This window comes from Burkholderia sp. BE17, from assembly GCF_009362305.1.
Classification (GTDB): Bacteria; Pseudomonadota; Gammaproteobacteria; order Burkholderiales; family Burkholderiaceae; genus Burkholderia; species Burkholderia pyrrocinia_C.
Genome location: NZ_WHNU01000054.1, coordinates 16,012 through 38,227 on the forward strand (window position 1 = coordinate 16,012; position 22,216 = coordinate 38,227).

A 22,216-nucleotide genomic window follows, 5' to 3' on the forward strand; every position below is an offset into this window, starting at 1 on the left:
ATCACCGACAAGGGACCTGAGACATGCAGAGAGAAACCGTATTCGACCTGATCGGCGTCGGCTTCGGGCCGTCGAATCTGGCGCTGGCCATTCGCCTCGCGGAGCGCAGCGGCGCACGCACGTTCGCCCATTGCTTCGTCGAGCGCCAGCCGGAATTCGGCTGGCATCGCGGGATGCTGCTCGACGATTGCCGGATGCAGATCTCGTTTCTGAAGGATCTCGTCACGATGCGCGATCCGAAAAGCCGCTACACGTTCATCAACTACCTGTTCGAACGTGGCCGGCTGAACGAATTCGTCAACCTGAAGAACTTCTATCCGACCCGCGTCGAATTCCACGACTACCTGAGCTGGGTTGCCGATGCGTTCGACGATCGCGTCCATTACAGCGAGACCGTGCTGGCGATCGAGCCCGTGCACGGCGACGGCGCGCGGATCGACGCGCTGCGCGTGCTGTCGCGCGATGCCGCGGGCCACGAGCGCCAGCGCGTCACGCGCGCGCTGTCGGTCGGCGTCGGCGGTACGCCCGCGATTCCGGATGCGTTCGCCGCGCTCGGCCGCGACCGCGTGATCCATTCGTCATCCTATCTGACCGATATCGACCGGCTCGTCGCATCGCCGGACGGCGAGCGCCGCCGCGTCGCGGTGATCGGCGCGGGGCAGAGCGCGGCCGAGGTGTTCATCGATCTCGCGCGCCGCTTCCCGCATGTCGACGCGAGCCTCGTGATGCGCGCCGGTGCGCTGAAGCCGGCCGACGACAGCCCGTTCGTCAACGAGATCTTCAGCCCCGAGTTCACCGACGTCGTTTATGCGCAGCCGCACGACGCGCGCCGCGCGCTGCTCGAGCGCTATCGCGATACGAACTACGCGGTGGTCGACCGGCCGCTGATCGAGCAGATCTACGAAATGCTGTACCTGCAGCGCATCGACGGCGCGCCGCGCCATGCGCTGCTCGCGAACAGTGCGATCGAGGCCGCGGTGCGCACCGGCGACGGCCGCATCGAGCTGACGCTGCGCGACCGGATGAGCGGCGCCACGCGCGTCGAGCGCTTCGACGCGCTCGTGCTCGCGACCGGCTATCGCCGCGACACGCATTCCGCGCTGCTCGAAGGGCTCGCGCCGCACCTGGGCGATGCGCTCACGCGCGGCGACGTGACGCGCGACTACCTGCTCGCGACGCCCGAGCACTTCGCGCCGCGCATCTACCTGCAAGGCTGCTGCGAAGACAGCCACGGATTGTCCGACACGCTGCTGTCGGTACTGGCGCGCCGCGCGGACGAAATCTGCGCGTCGCTCGAAGACGGGATCGCACCCGCCCATGACGATGGCGCGGCCCGGGCACCGCACGAAAAACGACAGGAAAACGGGGTGAGCGCGGGCCGGATGGCTTTCGCTCTTTGACAAAGGCGCGGTCGGAGACCGCATGAAAAAAGTGGAGCAGAGAAAGATGGAGTGGGCAACAGGCACGCGTTTGCGTGCGATCGCAGCCGCGGCGAGCGTGGCGTTCGGTGCGGCGGCGGGGCAGGTTTATGCCCAGACGGCGCCGGCCGTGAACGCAGGCGCCGCGGCGTCGGCCAGCAGTGCGCAGAACGGTGCGGCGGCGAGTGCGGCGGCCAGCGCGTCGACCGGCGCGAAAAATGGCACGACGAACGGCGCGCAGAAAGGCTCGCCGAACGGCACGCTGCCGGCGATCACCGTCAACGCGGCCTCGGAAGGCGACGGCACGGTCGGGCTCGTCGCGAAGCGCAGCAGGACCGGCACGAAGACCGACACGCCGCTCAACGAGATCCCGCAGACGGTCAACGTCGTCACCGCGCAGCAGATCGAGATGACCGGTGCGACCGACGTGAACGCGGCGCTGCGCTACGTGCCGGGCTTCTCGTCGTACGGTTCGGACAACCGTTCCGACTGGTACGCGGCGCTGCGCGGCTTCACGCCGACCGCCTACGTGAACGGGCTGCAGGTGCCGAACACGATCAACCTCGCGAGCTGGCGCGTCGATCCGTACATGATCGACAGCATCACCGTGCTGCGCGGGCCGACCTCGGTGCTGTACGGCGCGGGCGACCCCGGCGCGATCGTCGACGTGCAGACCAAGCTCGCCGACGGCGAGCGCGTGCGCGAAGCCGGTGTGCAGATCGGCAACTACGCGCGCAAGCAGTTCATGATCGACGTCGGCGACAAGCTCGATGCCGACGGCAAGTACGCGTACCGCTTCGTCGGCGTCGCGCGCGACGGCAATGCGCTGACCGGCCCGAACAACGATCAGCGCGTCGCGCTCGCGCCGTCGTTCCGCTGGCGCCCGAACGCGGATACGTCGCTGACGCTGTCCGCGACGTACCTGCAGGACTGGGGCGACATCTCGTCGAACTTCCTGCCGGCGCAGGGCACGGTGCTGCCGAACCCGAACGGCCAGATCAACAAGGACGTGTACGAAGGCGACCCGAACTTCAACTACTACCGCAAGAAGCAGTGGTCGGTCGGTTACCAGTTCGAGCAGAACCTGACTTCCGCGTGGAAGTTCCGGCAGAACGTGCGCCTGATGCACCTGTCGCTCGACAACGGCTCGGTGTTCGGCAACGGCTTCGTCGACGGCAGCACGACCGACGTGTCGCGCTGGGCCGGCGTGTTCCAGATGAACTACAGCCGCTTCGACATCGACAACAACGTGGAAGGCCGCTTCGCGACGGGCCCGCTCCAGCACACGCTGCTGCTCGGCTTCCAGTACAACCGCCAGACCGCGACCGACAGCGAATGGCTCGCCGCCGCGCCGCCGCTGAACATCTACAACCCGGTCTACCTGCCGGTGACGACGGCGGTGTTCGATCCGGCGTCGACGTTCCGCACCAACACGTACACGACGATGAACACGTTCGGCCTGTACGCGCAGGACCAGATCAAGTGGGATCGCTGGACGCTGACGCTCGGCGGCCGCGAGGACTGGGTCAACATGCGGATGGACGACCGCGCGGGCGGCACGTCGACAAAGGCGGACGTGACGGCGTTCACCGGCCGCGTCGGCCTCACGTACCAGGGCGACTACGGGCTGTCGCCGTACATCAGCTACGCGACGTCGTTCAATCCGCTGATCGGCGTGAACCTGCTCGGCGGCGGGCTGCCGCAGCCGACCCGCGGCAAGCAGATCGAGGCCGGCCTGCGCTGGCAGCCGCCCGGCAAGAACCTGATGCTGAACGCGGCGATCTACCAGATCAACCAGACCAACGGGATCACGCCGGCGCTGCCGAGTCAGGACACGACCGGCACGAAGTCGGTGCAGACCGGCGAGGTGCGTTCGCGCGGGATCGAGCTGAGCGCGACCGGCAAGGTCACGCGGAACCTGTCGCTGATCGCGTCGTACGTGTACCAGGACGTGAAGAACGTGAAGGCGAACGACGTGTCGCTGAACAACTGGCCGGTCGACATTCCGCGGCCGCGCCAGATGGCGTCGCTGTGGGCCGACTGGACGTGGCACACGGGGCCGCTCGCGGGCTTCGGCCTCGGCGGCGGCGTTCGCTACCAGAGCGCGTCGGCCGGTGCGGCCGACAACTCGCTGACGGTGTCGAGCGTCACGCTGTTCGACGCGGGCGTGCATTACGACACGCGTAACTGGCGCTTCGCCGTGAACGGGACCAACCTGGCCAACCGCCACTACATCAGCGGTTGCCAGTCGATGAACGTCTGCGTTTTCGGCACCGACCGCATGGTGATCGCGACCGCGAAATACAACTGGTGACGTTGCGCGCCGCGGTCCGCCGGCCGGCCTTCGTGGCCGGCGCGGGCCGGCCGCGGCGCCTTCGTCCGCTTTTTCCACGACGCATCCATGCCGAAGAAAAATCTCGTCTACATCCAGTCGCTGCGCAATGGCGCGGCCGATCGCGCCGGCCAGCCGGTCGCTTATCAGGGTGGCACGCGCTACATGAAGGCGCCGCTCGAATTCCTCGTCGAGCGCCTGAACGACTCGCCGCTCGGCGAGCGCTACACGCTCGAGGGCGTGATCGTCGACGACGACGACGGTTCGCCGGCCGACCGCGCGAAGGTGGCCGACTACGGCTTCGCGCGCACGCCGGGCCGGCCGTGGATTCTGCCGGACGGGTTGACGGTGCAGGGCCGGCCGGTCGACGAACTGTTCTGCACGATTGCGTCGACGTACCGGCGGCTGCCGCGCGACGCGCGCGAGCGCGTGGCGGGCAAACAGGCGTTCGAACGCCGCTTGCTCGAGCGCCTGCTCGAACTCGACGCCGACGTCGTCGTGCTCGACGGGCTGCTCGTGATCCTCGACGAACTCGTGCGGCCCGGTGCGCGCTTTCACCGGCGCATCGCGAACATCCACCCGGGCATCACGGCCGACGGTTCGCCGTACCAGCGGCGCGGCGCGTGGGCGACGCTCGACGCGTTGCACGGCGCGCGCGGCGAACGGGTCGACTGGGCGAGCGGCGCGACGTCGTCCGTCGAGCCCGTGACGATGACGGGCGCGTCGTTCCACTACGTCGACAACGGCATCGATTCCGGCGAGGTGATCTGCGACGTGCTCGACACGCCGATCGCGCCGGACGACACGATTCTCGAACTGCGCTGGAACAACTTCCAGCGCAGCCTGTTTCCGGCGCTCGAACGGGGGCTTCACGTGCTCGCCGACCGCCACGACGCGGGAGCACTGTGATGGAAGACACGCTGACGAAACCGGCCGGCGTCGCGGACGCCGTCGAAGGCGAGGTAGCCGCCGCGCTCGACGGTGCCGCGCACGGCCAGGCGACGCAGGTCGCCGAGCACACGCTCGACGCATGGCATCCCGACGACTCGCCGGACGTACTGCTCGCGGCGTTCGTCGAGCTGTTCAATACCGACACGCGACACGACGCGGCAACGATCTCGGTGCCGCTCGGCGGCGCCAGTGCGGCGGCCGTCGCGTCGTACGTCGCGCGTGCGGTGCGCGAGGGCGTGATCGACGGCGCGCAGGTCGCCGGCGACACGCTGCGCCTGACCGTGTCGCGCACGACGTTCTGGCAGAACCCGCGGCCGTGGCTGAAGGCGCCCGCGTCGAGCGGGATGCCGCTGCGCTACGCGATCACGAACGGCCACCGGCACCCGGTGCGGCCGCCGTCGCCGGCCGGCGAGATCTATGCGCGCACCATGCCGCAGGTCGGGATGACGTTCAGCCTGCGCACCGTCGACATCGACGCGCACGCGGACCTGTTCAGCGGCTGGATGAACCTCGATCGCGTCGCGCAGTTCTGGGACCAGCGCGGCACGCGCGACGAGCATGCGGCGTATCTCGCCGAGCGGCTCGCCGATCCGCACATGCACCCGATGATCGGCTATTTCGACGACACGCCGTTCGGCTATTTCGAGTTCTACTGGGCGAAGGAGGACCGCCTCGCGCCGTTCTACGACGCGCACGACTACGATCGCGGGCTGCACCTGCTGATCGGCGACTCGCGCTTCCAGAGCGCGGGCAAGCTGCATGCGTGGTGGAGCGGGGTGCTGCACTACATGTTCGTCGACGAACCGCGCACACAGCGGCTCGTCGGCGAGCCGCGCGTCGATCACGTGCGGCACATCGCGTACATGCACCGGCTCGGGTTCTACACGCTGAAGGAATTCGACTTCCCGCACAAGCGCGCGGCGCTCACCGTGATCGAGCGCGACACATTCTTCGACACTTTCCGGTTGCCGTGACGGGGCGGGCGCGCGGCCCTGCGTCGTGCCTGCATCGGCCGCCCGGGATATGGACCGCGCGGCCTGTGTCGTGAAGAATGGATCGCTCTTCTTACCGACTCGTGTCGGCAATCACTTATGCCGAAATGCGGTTCGGCGCGGTCGGCAGGAAAGCGTCGCCGAAGCATGCGGAACTCGTGACGGCATTTGTTTCGCGGCTGGATGGCGTGCTGTCGTGGGATACGGCGGCCGTCGACGCAACTGCCGCGATTCGTGCGGATCTTGCCGCGCGCGGCATGCCGATCGGCGCGAACGATGCGTCGATCGCCGGGCATGCGATCGCGGCCGGCGCCGTGCTCGTCACGAACAATGGCCGCGAATTCGGCCGTGTCGTAGGGTTGTCGCTCGAAGACTGGGCGGCCTGAGCGCAGTGCGGCGAAAGCGCGATGACGTTGCTGTTTCGCAGCGGCGCGTCACGCGTGCGGCGCGGGCGGATCAACGAGGAACGCGTTGCGGAACGCGTCGAGATACCGGTCGGCATCATCGATGAATTCACCCGGCAACTGCGCGAACGCGCGTGCCAGCAGATCCTGGCCGAGCGCCGCGTAAGTCGCTGCGTCGGACAACAGCGCTCGGATGGCGTCGCGCGTGTGCGGCGAGGCAATCCGCGTCGCATCCCGCGCGAGCAGCGCGGCGGCGGCGAGGCCCGGCTGGAACGCATGCGCCTCGAGCAGGTCCGGCGCGACATCCCAGATGCGTTCCCGGTTGCCGGCATCGTGAAAATTGCGCAGCAGGAACAGCAGGTCGTACGCGTCGCTGTTCTGGCGCGCGCGCCGGTCCTTCCATGCGAGCAACTTCAGCAGCGCGAGCGCCGGCAGGCTGGCCACCGGCACCACGGTGCGCGCGTCGATCGACACCGGCTGCGCCGTGTCGACCGCTTCCTGGAACCCCAGCACGTTCAGCACGAATTCGCCGCCCGGCGGCCATACGATCTCGCCCGGCGGCGTTTCGAGCGGCCCGAACGGCACGAGATCGAGCTCCGTGCGAAAACCGTGCGTTCCACTATCGAACAGCAGTTTTTGCTGCTGCTTCGGCGCGCGCGTGAATTGCCCGGTCGCGACGAGCGCATCGACGAGCTGCTCGTGAAACGGCCAGCTCACCGCGCACACCGCAACGTCGACGTCCCGCGTCGCGCGCATCGGCCGGATGCCGTGTACATGCCACATCAGGATGTCGCGCGCGCTTGCGCCGGCGACGACGAACGCCGCGTCGAGGCGCGCGCAGGCGCTGCCGACCGCTTGCAGCAGCGCGACTGCCGCCGGCTCGAGCGGCCGGCGCGCATCGACTTCAAGCGGGCGGATGGGCGAGGTATCGGTCATGGATCCGCTCGGCGGCGGCAAGATTGCGGCTGTCCCCGGACGAGACGAGATCCGCGTAGATCAGCAGCGGCGGCACGAGCGGCACATCCTGCTCGCGCCAGTCGAGCGCAGGCGTGCGCGGCCAGAACGCTTCGAGGATTTCGACGTCGCCGCGCTCGTCCGGACGCAGGCGGGCCTGGAGCAGCAGGCGGGGCGACGCCGCGCCGTGCGTATAGACGGTGATCGCGGCCGGCTTCAGGTCGTGCGTCAGCAGGTCGGCCGCCGGCTCGCCGCCGAGCCGCGCATCGAACGACGCGAAATCGAAGCCGCGCCACCAGTCGGGCGCGAGGCCGGCAAACCGGCGGCTCGACAGTTTCGCGCGCAAGCGGCTCGGGTACAGCGCGACCCATTCCTGCACGAAGCGCGGCCAGTCGGGAATCAGGCGCTCGCCGTTGCGGCGCTGCCCGACGAGGCCTCGTGCGATCAGATCGTCCATCGCGAGATTGACCGTGCCGAGCGCGACGCCCGACGCGGCGGCAATCCCCCGATACGGCTGCGCAACGAGGCCCGGCTGCGTCGCGAGTGCGAACATCACGGCCAGGCCTTTCGGCGTCGTCGCGCGCGACGCCTGCCGGCGCGGGGTGCGTGCGGGCTTCGGCCGGCCCGCGATCATCACGGTCGCCTCCGGCTGAATCAGGCATGCGTTGCCGGCGGTGTCGAGAAACGGGATGCCCTGGTCGGTCAGGCCGGCGGCCAGTTCGGCCGAAAGATACGGCGCGATCAGCATCAGCGGCCGTTCGCCGGGCTTCGCGGTAGCGCCGCCGCGGCGGTGCAATTGCGCGACTGCGCCCGGCAGCGATTCGGCGCGCAGGCTCACGGCAGCCGGCATTTCGAATGCCTTCCCGGCAATGTCGAAGCGGATCATCGCATCGGCACGCGCGTTGTACTCGGCCGGCACCCGCACGGGCCGCGCGCTGAAGCGCCGGGTCGCGCGTTCGAACGCGGCGCAGGCTTCGTCGAGCACATGCTGTTCCGACATCGGGAGGGTGGCATTCTCGGGCATCAGAGGCGATCGCTTGTTCACTTCTTTGTCAGCGTACACAAAAAATGTACAAGCGTCAAAAAAATGAACAAGAATCCGCAAGCCTTTGATGTGTAGAAGGTATTTCAGATGTCATGGCAGCCATCGCCGGATCCTCATGCATGGGCAATCGATGCGGAGCGCACAGTTTCAGGTGTCCGGATCGTGCGTGGCAGTCGTCCGGATGGCTGGTTTGTGCTTACCGCACACCGTGCTCGATACGGCAACCATCAGTTGCTACCGCGACGAGTTTTCGTCTGCCCGGTTGCCGGCGAACCATCTATCCTTGCCAGCACATTCCCCACAGCACACAGGAGACGACCCCGTGACGCACAGCGTGATTCCCGCAGGTCTTGCCGACGAAATGATCGAAATCCGGCACCGCATCCATGCACATCCCGAACTGGGTTTCGAGGAATTCGCGACGAGCGACCTCGTCGTGGAGCAACTGCAGTCGTGGGGCTACACGGTGCATCGCGGGCTCGGCGGCACGGGCGTCGTCGCGCAGTTGAAGGAGGGCAACGGCGCCCAGCGCCTCGGCCTGCGCGCCGACATGGACGCGCTGCCGATCCACGAGGCGACGGGCCTGCCGTACCAGAGCACGATCGCCGGCAAGATGCACGCGTGCGGCCACGACGGCCACACGGCGATGCTGCTCGCGGCCGCGAAGCATCTCGCGCGCGAGCGCCGCTTCTCGGGCACGCTGAACCTGATTTTCCAGCCGGCCGAGGAAGGGCTCGGCGGCGCGAAGAAGATGCTCGACGAAGGCTTGTTCGAGCTGTTCCCGTGCGACGCGATCTTCGCGATGCACAACATGCCGGGCTTCCCGACCGGCAAGTTCGGTTTCCTGCCGGGGCCGTTCATGGCGTCGTCGGATACCGTGACCATCGACGTGCAGGGCCGCGGCGGCCACGGCGCGGTGCCGCACAAGGCGATCGATCCCGTCGTCGTGTGTGCGCAGATCGTGCTGGCGTTGCAGACGATCGTGTCGCGCAACGTGTCGCCGCTCGACATGGCGATCGTCACGGTCGGTGCGATCCACGCGGGCGAGGCGCCGAACGTGATTCCCGACCGCGCGCAGATGCGCCTGTCGGTGCGCGCGCTGAAACCGGAGGTGCGCGACCTGCTCGAGACACGCATCAAGGAAGTCGTGCACGCGCAGGCAGCCGTGTTCGGCGCGACCGCGACGATCGACTACCAACGCCGCTACCCGGTGCTCGTCAACGATGCGGAGATGACCACGTTCGCACGCAACGTCGCGCGCGAGTGGGCGGGCGATGCGAACCTGATCGACGGGATGATGCCGCTTACCGGCAGCGAGGATTTCGCGTTCCTGCTCGAGAAGCGGCCGGGCTGCTACCTGATCATCGGCAACGGCGACGGGGACGGCGGCTGCATGGTGCACAACCCGGGCTATGACTTCAACGACGCTGCGTTGCCGACCGGTGCGTCGTACTGGGTGAAGCTGGCCGAGGCGTTCCTGGTTTGACGCAGCGGCGCGGCGGCGTGGCAGCCGCCGCACTGTGTGCGCAAGCGCGTCCGCATCCACGTCCACGAAATCGGACGCGCGCAGGCTGCACATTGATTTGACGCTCCTTGACATCGGCGGGGCAGGCCGCGTGCTACGCTGCGCGCGACGCCGGATCGGCTCGATGAATACAGGTGTGGACGAAATGCGAAAACAGCTTCTGACCGTGCTGGCGGCCTGCGCCGTCGGCGTTCTGGCGGCCGGGTGCGACGACCAGAAAGTGGCCGATGCGGTCAATGCGATCAAGCCCGATCCGATGGCGTTCGGCAACCTGCAGCCGGGTGTCTCGACGACCGAAGACGTGCTCCGCCAGGCCGGCAAGCCCGAGATGGTCAGGCAGGGTGACGACGGCTCGCAACGGTTCGAGTATCCGCGCGGCCCGTACGGCACGAGCACCTACATGCTCGATTTCGGGCCCGACGGCCGGCTCGTGTCGATCACGCAGGCGCTGACGGCGGCGAACATTGCGAAGGTCGTGCCCGGGATGTCGAAGGACGACGTGCGGCAACTGCTGGGCAAGCCGACCGAGGTCGCGCAATACGCGTTGAGCCATGAAGAGGTGTGGAGCTGGCACTGGGCCGAGGGCGGCGTTTCGGGCGATGCGATGTTCAATGCGCATTTCTCGCCCGACGGCACCGTGATCCGGACTTCGCGTTCGGAAGCGCCGGGCCGCGAAAAACCCTGACTTGACGAAGGAAGCAACGCACGCGGCGCAGGGCTGGACATCGACAAGGTCGCCAGTGCGTCCGAATGCGAGATGTACCAAATTTTGGTATATGATCATCGCATCGAAAAGGAGGTGACTCATGTCGCGAAACACATCCGTTTCCCTGGGCGACCACTTTGCCGAATTCGTCGACGCTCAAGTGCAATCGGGGCGATACGGTTCCGCAAGCGATGTCGTGCGCGCCGGTTTGCGGCTCCTCGAGTCGCACGAAACGCAAATGCGCGCGTTGCAGGAAGCGTTGAAGGCCGGTGAGGCATCAGGGGAGCCCAAGCCATTCGACAGCGAGGCCTTCCTGGTCCGCATGCGGGCCACGCATGGCGGTTAAAGGCAGACAGCTTCGGCTAACCCCGCTGGCCGAACTCGATCTCGAAGACATTTGGCGTTATACCGTCGAGCATTGGTCACTGGAACAGGCAGACCACTACCACCGGGATCTGATCGGGACGATGGAAGCGCTGGCACGCGGCAAGAAGGCTGGTCGGACTTGCATTGCTCGGGATGGGTATTTCCGGTACGCAGTTGGCTCTCACGTCGTGTTTTATCGCGAAACGGATGACACGATCGATGTGATTCGGGTCCTGCATCAGCGGATGGATATCGAACGACATCTGTAGCCGCGCGCGTCGAGCGACGCGATCGTTGCAAAGTGCCCCGCAATCCGGGCATGACTTGTGCCGTCTCGAGCCGAGCGCGGTATCGATCAATCTAGTACAGCTTCCCCGCTGAACAACGCCACGACCGCATCCGGATTCGACGGCCAGTACATGTGCATGTACGTCGCGACGATCGCGCCGCGGCGATAGACGGCTTCGCCGCTGCCCGACGCGCCGTCGGGGCGCACCGCGTTCGCGACCGGTTCCAGCGGCGTGGCGAGCCGGGAATAATGAAACGTATGCCCGCGTATCGGCCCGGTGCGCGTATCGAGCTGCTGCATGCCGAGCGCCGCGAACCGGCGCTGCATCGTCGCCTGGCCCGGCAGCAGGCCCAGCATCGGCGTCGTTGCGCCGTCCACGTCGGTCAGCGATTCACACAGATACACCATCCCGCCGCATTCCGCGACGATCGGCTGGCCCGCGGCCGCATGCGCACGAATCGTCCGCGCGGTTTCGGCATTCGCCGCGAGCGTCGCCGCATGCAGTTCCGGATAACCACCCGGCAGGAACAGCGCGTCGCAATCGTCCGGCACCGGTTCGTCGGCGAGCGGCGAGAAGAACCGCAGCTGCGCACCGAGCGCATCGAGCAGCGCGAGATTCGCCGGATAGATGAACGAGAACGCCGCATCGCGCGCGATGGCGATCCGCTTGCCGGCGAGCGCACGCGGCAGCGGCGCCGCGACGTCCGGTTCCGCGAACGCGACGGCAGGCGGCAATTCGGCGAGCGCCGTCTGCGCGAGCACGTCGGCCGCGCGTTCGAGCCGCGCATCGAGATCGTCGATGTCGGCCGGCTGGTGCAGGCCGAGATGCCGCTCCGGCAGCGCGATGCCCGCATCGGCCGGCACGTGCCCGAGCCAGCGCAGGTCGTCGGGCAGCGCCTGTTGCAGCAATTGCGCATGCCGGGCCGAGCCGACGCGGTTCGCCAGCACGCCGTGAAACGGCAGCCCCGGCCGGAACCGCGCGAGCCCGAACGCAATCGCCGCGAAGGTCTGCGCCATCGCCTTCGCGGAAATCACCGCGACGACCGGCACGCCGAACGCGGCCGCGAGGTCGGCACTGCTCGGCGTGCCGTCGAACAGCCCCATCACGCCCTCGATCAGGATCAGGTCCGCATCGCGCGCGGCCTCGGCCAGCAGCGCGCGGCAGCCGGCCTCGCCGACCATCCCGAGGTCGAGCGCATGCACGCTCGCGCCGCTCGCGCGTTCGAGCAGCATCGGATCGAGAAAATCGGGCCCGGTCTTGAACACGCGAACGCGGCGGCCGAGCCGGCGGTGCAGCCGCGCGAGGCCGGCCGTCACCGACGTCTTGCCCTGACCGGACGCGGGCGCGCTGACGAACAGCGCGGGGCAGGCCGGCACGCTCAGAACTCCACGCCGCGCTGCGCCTTCACGCCTTGCTCCTTGTACGGATGCTTGACGAGCCGCATTTCGGTGACGAGATCGGCCGCGTCGATCAGCGCATCGGGCGCGTGCCGCCCGGTAACGACGACATGCACCGACTCCGGACGCGCGACGAGCGTCGCGAGCACTTCGTCGAGCGGCAGGTATTCGTACTTCAGCACGGTGTTCAGCTCGTCGAGGATCACCATCCGGTAGTCGCCGCTTTCGATCATCCGGCGCGCCTCGTCCCAGCCCTTGCGCGCGGTCGCGATGTCGGCGTCGCGATTCTGCGTGTTCCACGTATAGCCGTCGCCCATCGTCACGAAGTCGCATTCCGCGACCGCACCGAGGAAGTCGCGCTCGGACGTGTGCAGCGCGCCCTTGATGAACTGCACGACGCCGAGCCGCATGCCGTGGCCGAGCACGCGCACGGCCATGCCGAACGCGGCCGTGCTCTTACCCTTGCCGTTGCCGGTGTGGACGATCAGCAGGCCTTTTTCATGGGTGGCGGCGGCCTGCTTCTTCTCGTGGCCGGCACGGCGGCGCTCGGCCATCCGCTGATGGGATTCGGAATCGGTCTTCATCGGGAATCGTCCTGTCGAAAGCGAAACAAAGGGTTCAGAGCGGGCCGGCGAGTGCGACCGTCACGCCGTTCCGGATGGATTTGGGGCCGAGCAGCCGGCCGTGCGGCGCCGCGAGTTGCGCGCACGGCTCGGCCACGCCCGCGACGCCGAAGCGCGCGAGCGCGGCGTCCGACGGGCCGCTCGCGGCCAGTTCGGGACGGCTCGCGAGTTGCGCCGCGTCGAACGCGACGAGCGGCCAGCCGCGTCGCGCGCACAGCGTGCGCAGCGCGCGGGCACGCGCCTTGTCGGCGAGCGTCGCGACGAGCGCCGGTTCGGCGGCCGGGTAGAGCGCCAGCGCCGCGCGGATCGCGGCATCGAGTTGCGCGGCCGTCGCGCCCGCGCGGAAACCGACGCCGAGCGCGACGCGCATCATGCGCCGCCGCCGAGCGCCGCACGCACCGCGGGATCGTCGGCAAGCGCCGCGACGCGGCCGATCACGACGATCGCAGGCGAACCGATGCCGGTCGCGCCGACGCGTTCGACGACGGTGTCGAGCGTCGCGAGCACGTGCCGCTGTTCGGGGCGGGTCGCGTTCTCGATCGCCGCGCACGGCGTATCGCCGGGCAGGCCGCCGTCGCGCAGCGCCGCCGCGATCGCATCGAGCCGGCGGATGCCCATGTAGATCACGATTGTCATGCGCGTGGCCGCCAGCGCGCGCCAGTCGGGCTCGTCGGCGCCCGCGCCGTGGCCCGTGACGAAGATCACGCCCTGCGCGTCGCCGCGCTGCGTGACCGGAATGCCGAGCGCGGCCGGCGCGGCGATGCCCGCGGTGATGCCGTTCACGACCTCGACCGGAAAACCGGCCGCACCGAGCGCGGCCAGTTCCTCGCCGCCGCGGCCGAACACGAACGGATCGCCGCCCTTGAGCCGCGCGACGCTGCGGCCGGCGCGCAGGTGCGCGAGCATCGCGGCGACGATCGCTTCCTGCGGCGTCGACGCATGGCCGCCGCGCTTGCCGACATGCTCGATGTGCGCGTCGGCGCGCGCATGGCGCAGCACGTCGGGGTTCACGAGATCGTCGACGAGCAGCACGTCCGCCGCGCCGATCGCGCGCACGGCCTTGAGCGTCAGCAGGTCGGCGTCGCCGGGGCCGGCGCCGATGAGCCAGGCGCGGCTCATCGCACGCGGCACGGCGCGCACCGTGTCGAAACAGTGGAAAGGGGCAGGCGGGCGGCACATCGGCGGCCGGCGGACAGGCAAGGCATGGCGGATCGGGCGAAGCCCGCGCGAACGCGGGTGGAATGCGCACCCCATCCGTCCCCCGCGGATCGGGCGTTCGGCGAGCGTCGGGCTCGCCCCTTGCGTCGGCCGGTATCCGGGCTGGCCGCTTGCCAGGCCGCGGCCTTCCCGCCCGGCTGAAGGGCAGTGGCATCGTGGGCGGCATGGGCGCGTGCGCGGGGAAGCGCGTCGCGCGGGCGGCGTACCGTTGCGGGGACAGCACAGGCCGGGCGGACGTCCGCCTCCTGTTTCCCGTTTAACTGCATGCGCGGAATGCGCATGCGAGCACCGAACGCGGCGCTACGATAGCACAGCGATTCGCCCGCGCGAACCCGCTTCGCCGATGCCGGAAGCGGTCTCCGGCATGGCGCGGCGGCCATGCAAGACGCCGTTCGGCGGCCCGTGCCGCCTTGACGCTCCCGCCCCCGACGGCCTACACTCGCACGCGTTTTGGTGCTCGCGCGCGCCCTCCGGCGTGCGCAGTTAAACGGGAAACAGGGAGCCTGCCTGCGACGCAGTCGAGCCAACCTGTGCTGCCCCCGCAACGGTAAGCGAACGCATCGTGCCCGCCGCGATGCAGCGCCGCTTCGCCGCATGCCGCACGCATGCGGACGACCGCCACTGGATGCCCCGCGCGTCCGGGAAGGCGAAGCGGCGTGTTCGTCAGCCCGGATACCGGCCTAAACGTTGGGGTTCAGCGCCGCGGGGAGGCGGCGCATCGTCCACGGCCGCAGCATGCCCGACACCCGAGCGTTTCCCGATTCCCGTCGTCCGGCCGCCTGCGCGAGTGCGCACGATCCGGCCCGATGAAGGGCCGGACCGCACGGGGCGAGCCGCGACGGCCGTGTTGGCATTCTTCATGTCGACCGTTCGCAAAGGAGCATCATGCTCGATTCGCTGTTTCGCCTGTTCAACGACAGTCCGTCCGGGCTGCGCGGCAAGATCGTCGCGATCTATGCGCTGCTGATCGCCTTCAACGCAGGCGCGTGGATCTGGGCGTTCGCCGCCTTCCACGGCCAGCCCGTGCTGCTCGGCACCGCGCTGCTCGCGTACGTGTTCGGGCTGCGCCATGCGGTCGACGCCGACCACATCGCGGCCATCGACAACGTCACGCGCAAGCTGATGCAGGAGGGCCGCAGCCCGCTCGGCGCGGGCCTGTTCTTCTCGCTCGGCCACTCGACGGTCGTGATCGTGATGTCGGTCGTGGTCGCGCTCACGGCCGCGTCGCTCGCGCGCTTCGAGAGCATGAAAGCGTGGGGCGGCGTGATCAGCACGAGCGTGTCGGCGTTTTTCCTGCTGGTGCTCGCGATCGCGAACCTGCTGATCCTGATTTCCGTCTACCGGACGTTTCGCGCCGCACGGCGCGGCGAGCCGATCGTCGACGCCGATCTCGACCTGCTGCTGAACCAGCGCGGCGTGCTCGCGCGCCTGTTCCGTCCGCTGTTCCGGCTCGTGTCGCGCAGCTGGCACCTGTATCCGGTCGGGTTCCTGTTCGGCTTCGGCTTCGATACGGCGACCGAGATCGCGCTGTTCGGCATCTCGGCGGCGCAGGTGCAGGGCGGCCTGTCGTTCTGGTCCGTAATGGCGCTGCCGATGCTGTTCACCGCCGGCATGACGCTGGTCGACACGACCGACGGCATCCTGATGATGGGCGCGTATCGCTGGGCGTACGTGCGGCCGATCCGCAAGATCTACTACAACATGACGATCACCTTCGTGTCGGTGCTGGTCGCCGCGCTGATCGGCGGCATCGAGGTGCTCGCGCTGCTCGCGGACAAGCTGTCGCTGCAGGGCCCGGTGTGGGGCTTCGCGTCGATGGTGGCGTCGCACTTCGGCATGCTCGGCTATGTCGTGATCGGCCTGTTCCTCGCATGCTGGCTCGTGTCGGCCCTGATCTACCGGTTAAAGCGCTACGACGAGATCGACGTGACGATCTCGGCCTGACTCCCCCTTACGACCCTGGATATTCCATGACCCTACGCAAGCTGCCCGTCACGATCGTCACGGGCTTTCTCGGCAGCGGCAAGACGACGCTGATGCGCCACATCCTGCAGCACGCCGAAGGCCGCCGCATCGCGGTGATCGTCAACGAATTCGGCGAACTCGGCATCGACGGCGAAATCCTCAAGGGCTGCGGCATCGGCTGCGAGGAGACAGAAGGCGCGCAGGACGAAGCGTCGGGCCAGCTCTACGAGCTCGCGAACGGCTGCCTGTGCTGCACCGTGCAGGAAGAGTTCTATCCGGTGATGGAAGCGCTCGTCGAGCGCCGCGCGGACATCGACCACGTGCTGATCGAGACGTCGGGGCTCGCATTGCCGAAGCCGCTCGTGCAGGCGTTCAACTGGCCGACGATCCGCAACAGCTTCACGGTCGACGCGGTCGTGACCGTCGTCGACGGGCCGGCCGCCGCGAGCGGCCAGTTCGCGGAAAACCCGCAGGCCGTCGACGCGCAGCGCCGCGCCGACCCGAACCTCGACCACGAATCGCCGCTGCACGAGCTGTTCGCCGACCAGCTGTCGTCCGCCGATCTCGTGATCGTGAACAAGGCCGATCTCGTCGGCGACGCGCAGTTCGCGCAGATCGAAACCGCGATCCGCGACGAGATCCCGCCGCAGGTGAAGATCGTGCGCGCGACGCGCGGCGAGCTCGACCTGGCGATGCTGCTCGGCCTCGAATCGGCGTCGGAGGAAACGATCCACCTGCGCCACGACCATCACGGCTCGGCCGACGACGGCGATCACGATCACCATCACGACGATTTCGACTCGGTGGTCGTGTCGGGCGACGCGGGCTCGCGCGAAGCGACGATCGCCGCGCTGCAGCGCGTCGTCGAAGCGCACACGATCTACCGCGCGAAGGGCTTCGCCGCGCTGCCCGGCGCGCCGATGCGGCTCGTGATCCAGGGCGTCGGCCGCCGCTTCGACAGCTATTTCGACCGCCGCTGGCAGGACGGCGAAACGCGCGCGAGCCGTTTCGTGCTGATCGGCGAGGATCTCGACGCGGCCGCGCTGCAACGCGCGTTCGACGCCGCGTGCGCGGCCGAACCGCAACAGGCGTAACGCACGATGCATCTGCTGCGCACCACGCCGGGCGGCTTCGTCGACGATACGCAGGGCGTCGTCCGGATCGACCAGCAACCGGCCGACATCGTGATCCTGAGCTCGGCCGACACGACGCTGTCGCTGCTCGCGAGCGTCGTGCCGCAGTTGCCGGCCGGCTTCCCGAGCGTGCGGCTCGCGAACGTCACGTTCCTGCGGCAGCCGGCGTCCGTCGACTTCTATGTCGACGACGTGCTGCGCCACGCGAAGACGGTCGTGATCGATCATCTCGGCGGCGAGGCGTACTGGCCGTACGGGATCGAACAGGCCGTGTCGCTTGCGTCGAAGCGCGCTCAGCAGCTCGCGATGTTCTCGGGCGACCTGCAGGAAGACCCGAACCTCGTCGCGAAAAGCACGGTCGCGCCCGACCTGTGCCGGCTGTGGTGGCGCTACCTGCGCGAAGGCGGTGTGCACAACGCCGAGGCGCTGCTGCGCAGCATCGCCTTCCACACGCTCGGCTTCGGCGACGAACCCGAGCCGCCGCGCCCGCTGCCGGCCGCCGCGCTGTATCACCCGGCACGCGACCGCGCGAGCGTCGACGACTGGCGGCCGCGCTGGACGCCCGGCGCGCCGGTCGTCGCGATCCTGTTCTATCGCGCGCACTGGCAGGCCGCGAACACGGCCGTGTTCGACGCGCTGGCCGACGCGCTCGTCCACGAAGGGCTGAATCCGCTGCCGATCGCGGTGACGTCGCTGAAGGACGCGGTGAGCCGCGAGGTCATCACGCAGCTCTGCGACACGCACGGCGTCGCGCTCGTGCTGAACACGACCGCGTTCGCGGCCGGCGCGATCGATGCCGCCGAGCCGGACGTGCTCGCCGGCGACGCGCCGGTGCTGCAGGTGATCCTGTCCGGCGGCAATCGCGACGCGTGGGTGGCCGACAACCAGGGCCTGCATGCGCGCGACATCGCGATGCATATCGCATTGCCCGAGGTCGACGGGCGCATCGTCACGCGCGCGGTGAGTTTCAAGGGGCTCGCGTATCGCTGCCCGCACACCGAGGTCGACGTCGTGCGCTACCAGCCGGACGCCGAGCGGATCGCGTTCGTCGCGGCGCTGGCACGCGGCTGGTGCCGGCTGCGCATGCTCGACAACGCGAGCAAGCGCGTCGCGCTGATCCTCGCGAACTATCCGCAAAGCGAAGGGCGGATCGGCAACGGCGTCGGGCTCGACACGCCGGCGTCCGCGCTGCGCGTGCTCGCGGCGCTGCGCGACGCGGGCTACGCGGTGGGCGACCTGCCGCCCGACGGCGACGCGCTGATCGCGCGGCTCACCGAAGGCGTGACCAACGACGCGGCCGTGCATGCGCTGCGCCCGGCGTTCCAGAGCTTCGCGCTGACCGACTACGTCGCGCATTTCGCGCGGCTGCCGGCGGCCGTGCGCGACGCGCTGAACGAACGCTGGGGCCCGCCCGAAGCCGACCCGACGCTGCGCCACGGGCGTTTCACGATCGCGGGCTGGCGCGCGGGCAACGTGTTCGTCGGGATCCAGCCGTCGCGCTCGCGCGGCGAGAACGACTACGCGAGCTACCACGACGCGGATCTCGTGCCGCCGCATGCGTATCTCGCGTTCTATTTCTGGCTGCGCGATGCGTATCGCATCGACGCGGTCATTCATCTCGGCAAGCACGGCAACCTCGAATGGCTGCCGGGCAAGAGCGTCGCGCTGTCCGACGCATGCTGGCCCGACCTGACGCTCGGGCCGCTGCCGCACCTGTATCCGTTCATCGTCAACGATCCGGGCGAGGGCAGCCAGGCGAAGCGCCGCGCGCAAGCCGTGATCGTCGATCACCTGATGCCGCCGCTCACGCGCGCGGAAAACTACGGCCCGCTGCAGGATCTCGAACGGCAGGTCGACGAATACTACGAAGCGCTGATGGTCGATGCGCGGCGCGCGAAGCTGCTGAGGAAGACGATCCTCGCGACGATCGCCGAACACCGGCTGCACGACGAACTGAGCGTATCGCCGCCGCGCGACGCGGGCGACGAGGATGCGCTGCTGACGCGCGTCGACGCATGGCTGTGCGAATTGAAGGAAGCGCAGATTCGCGACGGGCTGCATGTGTTCGGCTTGTCGCCGGCCGATCGTCAGCGGCGCGACACGCTGCTCGCGCTCGCGCGCTTTCCGGTCGGCGACGGCAAGGGCGCGCGCGCTGGGCTGATCGGCGCGCTCGCGCGCGACCTGACGCTCGGCGACGATTTCGATCCGTTGTCGGCCGACTGGGCCGCACCGTGGGCCGGCCCGCGGCCGGCGATCCTGCAGGCGCTCGATGCATCGCCGTGGCGCCATGCGGGCGATACGCGCGAGCGGCTCGAACGGCTCGCGCAGCAATGGCTGGACGGGCTGTGCGCAGCCGTGTCGGGCGGCAACGCCGGCACGGATGCGACGCCGCCGGGCGAATGGCCGCATACGCTCGCGGTGATCGAACGCGTACGCTCGACGCTGATGCCCGCGCTCGACGCATGCGGCGGCGAGGAAATGCGCCAGCTGCTGCGCGGGCTCGACGGCCGTTTCGTGCCGCCGGGGCCGAGCGGCTCGCCGTCGCGCGGCCGCCCCGACGTGCTGCCGACCGGCCGCAACTTCTACTCGGTCGACACGCGCGCGGTGCCGACGCAGGCCGCGTGGTCGCTCGGCCTGAAATCCGCGCAGCAACTGATCGAGCGCCATCTGCAGGATCACGGCGATTATCCGCGCGCGATCGGCTTGTCCGTATGGGGCACGGCGACGATGCGCACGGGCGGTGACGACATCGCGCAGGCGTTCGCGCTGCTCGGCGTGCGGCCGAAATGGGCGCACGGCAGCCATCGCGTGACCGATTTCGAGATCCTGCCGATCGAGATCTTCGACCGGCCGCGCATCGACGTGACGCTGCGCGTATCGGGCTTCTTCCGCGACGCGTTCCCGAACCTGATGCACCTGTTCGACGCGGCCGTGCAGGCCGTCGCCGAACTCGACGAGCCCGAGGAACTGAACCCGGTCCGCGCGCGCATCGAGCGCGAACGCGCGAAATGGATCGCGCAGGGCGTGGCGCCCGACGAAGCGCGGCGCCGCGCCGGCTGGCGCGTGTTCGGCGCGCGGCCGGGCAGCTACGGCGCGGGCCTGCAGGACCTGATCGACCAGCGCCGTTGGCAGAGCGACGCCGATCTCGCCGATGCCTACCGCCAGTGGGGCGGGCATGCGTATGCGCAGAACAGCGCGGGCGACGCCGCACCCGACGTGTTCGGCGAGCGGCTGGCGACGATCGACGTCGTCGTGCAGAACCAGGACAGCCGCGAGCACGACATCCTCGATTCGAACGACTACTACCAGTTCCAGGGCGGGATGACGGCGGCCGTGCGGCATCTGTCAGGGCAGCAGCCGAGCATCTACCACGGCGACCATGCGAACCCGGTCGCGCCGAAGATGCGCACGCTGCGCGAGGAGATCGCGCGCGTGATCCGCTCGCGCGTCGTCAACCCGAAATGGCTCGACGGCGTGAAGCGCCACGGCTACAAGGGCGCGGCGGAAATGGCCGCGACCGTCGACTACCTGTACGGCTATGACGCGACCGCGCGCGTGCTGTCCGACCACCAGTACGCGCTCGTCGCCGACGCGTACCTGTTCGACGACGACACGCGCGCGTTCCTCGAACGGCACAACCCGAAGGCGCTGCACGGCATCTGCGAACGCTTCGTCGAGGCGATGCAGCGCGGCCTGTGGCAGCAGCCGGGCGATTATCGCGAGCGGATCGAAGCGGTCTGGCTCGAAAGCGAACAACTCCAGGAAGGAGGACGGCGATGACCGATCCGACGCTGCACCGCGCGCGCGCGGTCTTTCCGTTCGCGGCGCTCGTCGCGCAGGACGCATTGCAGCAGGCGCTGCTGCTCGCCGCGATCGACCCGTCGCTCGGCGGCGTGCTGGTGAGCGGGCCGCGCGGCACCGCGAAATCGACCGCCGCGCGCGGCCTCGCGGAACTGCTGCCCGAAGGGCAGTTCGTCACGCTGCCGCTGTCGGCGAGCGACGAACAGGTGACGGGCACGCTCGATCTCGCACATGCGCTGGCCGAAAGCGGCGTGCGCTTCCGGCCGGGCCTGCTGGCGCGCGCGCATCTCGGCGTGCTGTATGTCGACGAAGTGAACCTGCTTGCCGACGGGCTCGTCGATACGCTGCTCGACGTCGCCGCGAGCGGCGTGAACATCGTCGAGCGCGATGGCGTATCGCACGCGCACGATGCGCGCTTCGTGCTGGTCGGCACGATGAATCCCGAGGAAGGCGAGCTGCGCCCGCAATTGCTCGACCGCTTCGGGCTGATGGTCGAACTGGAAAATTGCTTCGATGCCGCGCAGCGCGAGCGGATCGTGAAGGCGCGGCTTGCATTCGATCTCGATCCGGATGCGTTCCGCGCCCGTCATGCAGCCGCGCAGCGCGAACTCGGCGACCGGATTCATGCGGCGCGAGCGCGGCTGGCGAGGCTCGATTTCGACGATGCGGTGCATGCGCGCGTCAGCGCGCTGTGCATCGACGCGGCCGTCGACGGGCTGCGCGCCGATCTCGTGATGCTGCGCGCCGCGCGCGCACTCGCCGCGCTGGAACGGGCCGAGGCGGTGACGGTGTCGCATGTGGAACGCGTGGCCGAAGCGGTGCTGCGGCACCGGCGCCATGCGGGTACGCCGCCGTCGTCCGGCGCGTCGCAGCCGGGCGGCGAACGCGACGAACGCAACGGTCGTTCACCGCCGGATGCGCGCCAGCGGCCGGAGGACCAACCGGGAGCGACGAAGAACGCCGCCGCATCGCAGGGCGACTGGGGCTACCTGCCGCCCGAACCCGCCGGGCTGCGCGACGTGAAAAGCGTCGTGCCGCTGCCGCTAAAAAAACGCTGAGCCATCGAGCAGGCGCCGCCGCGAATGCCGTTCGCGGT

19 protein-coding genes and 2 riboswitches are annotated in these 22,216 nt (G+C 68.9%); of the genes, 13 read left to right on the forward strand and 6 right to left on the reverse strand.

What is annotated here, in order from left to right:
* Positions 1 to 23 precede the first annotated feature (23 nt).
* The 5 genes from GD429_RS34625 to GD429_RS34645 all read left to right on the forward strand — a co-directional run bounded on the left by GD429_RS34625 (position 24) and on the right by GD429_RS34645 (position 6,079).
* Positions 24 to 1,400, forward strand: a complete 1,377-nt coding sequence (locus GD429_RS34625) for a lysine N(6)-hydroxylase/L-ornithine N(5)-oxygenase family protein (protein ID WP_152863989.1) — start codon at positions 24 to 26, stop codon at positions 1,398 to 1,400.
* A gap of 46 nt (positions 1,401 to 1,446) precedes the next feature.
* Positions 1,447 to 3,732, forward strand: a complete 2,286-nt coding sequence (locus GD429_RS34630; protein ID WP_415748971.1) for a TonB-dependent siderophore receptor — start codon at positions 1,447 to 1,449, stop codon at positions 3,730 to 3,732.
* Positions 3,733 to 3,819: 87 nt separating this feature from the next.
* Positions 3,820 to 4,659, forward strand: coding sequence for a formyltransferase family protein (locus GD429_RS34635; protein WP_152863993.1), 840 nt, complete (start codon positions 3,820 to 3,822; stop codon positions 4,657 to 4,659).
* Positions 4,659 to 5,675 (forward strand): GNAT family N-acetyltransferase, encoded by a 1,017-nt coding sequence (locus GD429_RS34640; protein ID WP_152863995.1) that lies wholly within the window; start codon positions 4,659 to 4,661, stop codon positions 5,673 to 5,675. The genes GD429_RS34635 and GD429_RS34640 overlap by 1 nt, the downstream gene beginning before the upstream one ends.
* Positions 5,676 to 5,752: 77 nt before the next feature.
* The gene (locus GD429_RS34645) at positions 5,753 to 6,079 is read left to right on the forward strand and encodes a PIN domain-containing protein (protein ID WP_227791969.1); all 327 of its coding nucleotides are present in this window, start codon (positions 5,753 to 5,755) and stop codon (positions 6,077 to 6,079) included.
* A gap of 48 nt (positions 6,080 to 6,127) precedes the next feature.
* Here GD429_RS34645 and GD429_RS34650 read toward each other — a convergent pair whose 3' ends face one another.
* Positions 6,128 to 7,033 carry a nucleotidyl transferase AbiEii/AbiGii toxin family protein gene (locus tag GD429_RS34650; RefSeq protein WP_152863996.1) on the reverse strand — a complete coding sequence of 302 codons (906 nt, stop codon included), beginning with the start codon at positions 7,031 to 7,033 and terminating at the stop codon, positions 6,128 to 6,130.
* Positions 7,002 to 8,075, reverse strand: a complete 1,074-nt coding sequence (locus tag GD429_RS34655) for a type IV toxin-antitoxin system AbiEi family antitoxin (protein ID WP_152863998.1) — start codon at positions 8,073 to 8,075, stop codon at positions 7,002 to 7,004. Before GD429_RS34655 ends, GD429_RS34650 begins: the two co-directional genes overlap by 32 nt.
* 343 nt (positions 8,076 to 8,418) lie before the next feature.
* Between GD429_RS34655 and GD429_RS34660 the strand changes: the two genes are divergently transcribed.
* The 4 genes from GD429_RS34660 to GD429_RS34675 all read left to right on the forward strand — a co-directional run bounded on the left by GD429_RS34660 (position 8,419) and on the right by GD429_RS34675 (position 10,962).
* Positions 8,419 to 9,582, forward strand: coding sequence for a M20 aminoacylase family protein (locus GD429_RS34660; protein WP_321575090.1), 1,164 nt, complete (start codon positions 8,419 to 8,421; stop codon positions 9,580 to 9,582).
* A gap of 184 nt (positions 9,583 to 9,766) precedes the next feature.
* The gene (bamE, locus tag GD429_RS34665; protein ID WP_152864000.1) at positions 9,767 to 10,306 is read left to right on the forward strand and encodes an outer membrane protein assembly factor BamE domain-containing protein; all 540 of its coding nucleotides are present in this window, start codon (positions 9,767 to 9,769) and stop codon (positions 10,304 to 10,306) included.
* Between the two features lie 121 nt (positions 10,307 to 10,427).
* A complete protein-coding gene (locus GD429_RS34670) occupies positions 10,428 to 10,673 on the forward strand; it encodes a type II toxin-antitoxin system ParD family antitoxin (protein ID WP_152864002.1) in 246 nt (81 codons plus the stop codon).
* Positions 10,663 to 10,962: a type II toxin-antitoxin system RelE/ParE family toxin gene (locus GD429_RS34675; RefSeq protein ID WP_152864004.1), complete on the forward strand. Its 300-nt coding sequence runs from the start codon at positions 10,663 to 10,665 to the stop codon at positions 10,960 to 10,962. The genes GD429_RS34670 and GD429_RS34675 overlap by 11 nt, the downstream gene beginning before the upstream one ends.
* 86 nt (positions 10,963 to 11,048) lie before the next feature.
* Here GD429_RS34675 and GD429_RS34680 read toward each other — a convergent pair whose 3' ends face one another.
* From GD429_RS34680 to cobA, 4 genes are read right to left on the reverse strand one after another with little or no spacing between them, the layout of a single operon-like run.
* A complete protein-coding gene (locus GD429_RS34680; protein WP_321575091.1) occupies positions 11,049 to 12,359 on the reverse strand; it encodes a cobyrinate a,c-diamide synthase in 1,311 nt (436 codons plus the stop codon).
* A gap of 2 nt (positions 12,360 to 12,361) precedes the next feature.
* Positions 12,362 to 12,964: a cob(I)yrinic acid a,c-diamide adenosyltransferase gene (cobO, locus tag GD429_RS34685; RefSeq protein ID WP_034184156.1), complete on the reverse strand. Its 603-nt coding sequence runs from the start codon at positions 12,962 to 12,964 to the stop codon at positions 12,362 to 12,364.
* Between the two features lie 34 nt (positions 12,965 to 12,998).
* Positions 12,999 to 13,376, reverse strand: coding sequence for a cobalamin biosynthesis protein (locus tag GD429_RS34690; RefSeq protein WP_152864006.1), 378 nt, complete (start codon positions 13,374 to 13,376; stop codon positions 12,999 to 13,001).
* Positions 13,373 to 14,182, reverse strand: a complete 810-nt coding sequence (cobA, locus tag GD429_RS34695) for a uroporphyrinogen-III C-methyltransferase (RefSeq protein ID WP_193727277.1) — start codon at positions 14,180 to 14,182, stop codon at positions 13,373 to 13,375. The genes GD429_RS34690 and cobA overlap by 4 nt, the downstream gene beginning before the upstream one ends.
* A 109-nt stretch (positions 14,183 to 14,291) precedes the next feature.
* A riboswitch (cobalamin riboswitch) is annotated at positions 14,292 to 14,529 on the reverse strand.
* A gap of 126 nt (positions 14,530 to 14,655) precedes the next feature.
* Positions 14,656 to 14,920: riboswitch (cobalamin riboswitch) on the forward strand.
* A gap of 186 nt (positions 14,921 to 15,106) precedes the next feature.
* Here cobA and GD429_RS34700 point away from each other — a divergent pair.
* Genes GD429_RS34700 through GD429_RS34715 form a run of 4 tightly spaced genes read left to right on the forward strand, consistent with a single transcriptional unit; the run spans position 15,107 to position 22,178 of the window.
* A complete protein-coding gene (locus GD429_RS34700; RefSeq protein WP_034184158.1) occupies positions 15,107 to 16,165 on the forward strand; it encodes a HoxN/HupN/NixA family nickel/cobalt transporter in 1,059 nt (352 codons plus the stop codon).
* 26 nt (positions 16,166 to 16,191) lie between these two features.
* Positions 16,192 to 17,280: a cobalamin biosynthesis protein CobW gene (gene cobW / locus GD429_RS34705; protein ID WP_152864010.1), complete on the forward strand. Its 1,089-nt coding sequence runs from the start codon at positions 16,192 to 16,194 to the stop codon at positions 17,278 to 17,280.
* A gap of 6 nt (positions 17,281 to 17,286) precedes the next feature.
* On the forward strand, positions 17,287 to 21,099 hold the full coding sequence (gene cobN / locus GD429_RS34710; RefSeq protein WP_152864012.1) for a cobaltochelatase subunit CobN: 3,813 nt from the start codon (positions 17,287 to 17,289) through the stop codon (positions 21,097 to 21,099).
* Entirely contained in the window at positions 21,096 to 22,178 is a 1,083-nt protein-coding gene (locus tag GD429_RS34715) for an ATP-binding protein (protein WP_152864014.1), read from the forward strand. The genes cobN and GD429_RS34715 overlap by 4 nt, the downstream gene beginning before the upstream one ends.
* Positions 22,179 to 22,216 lie beyond the last annotated feature (38 nt).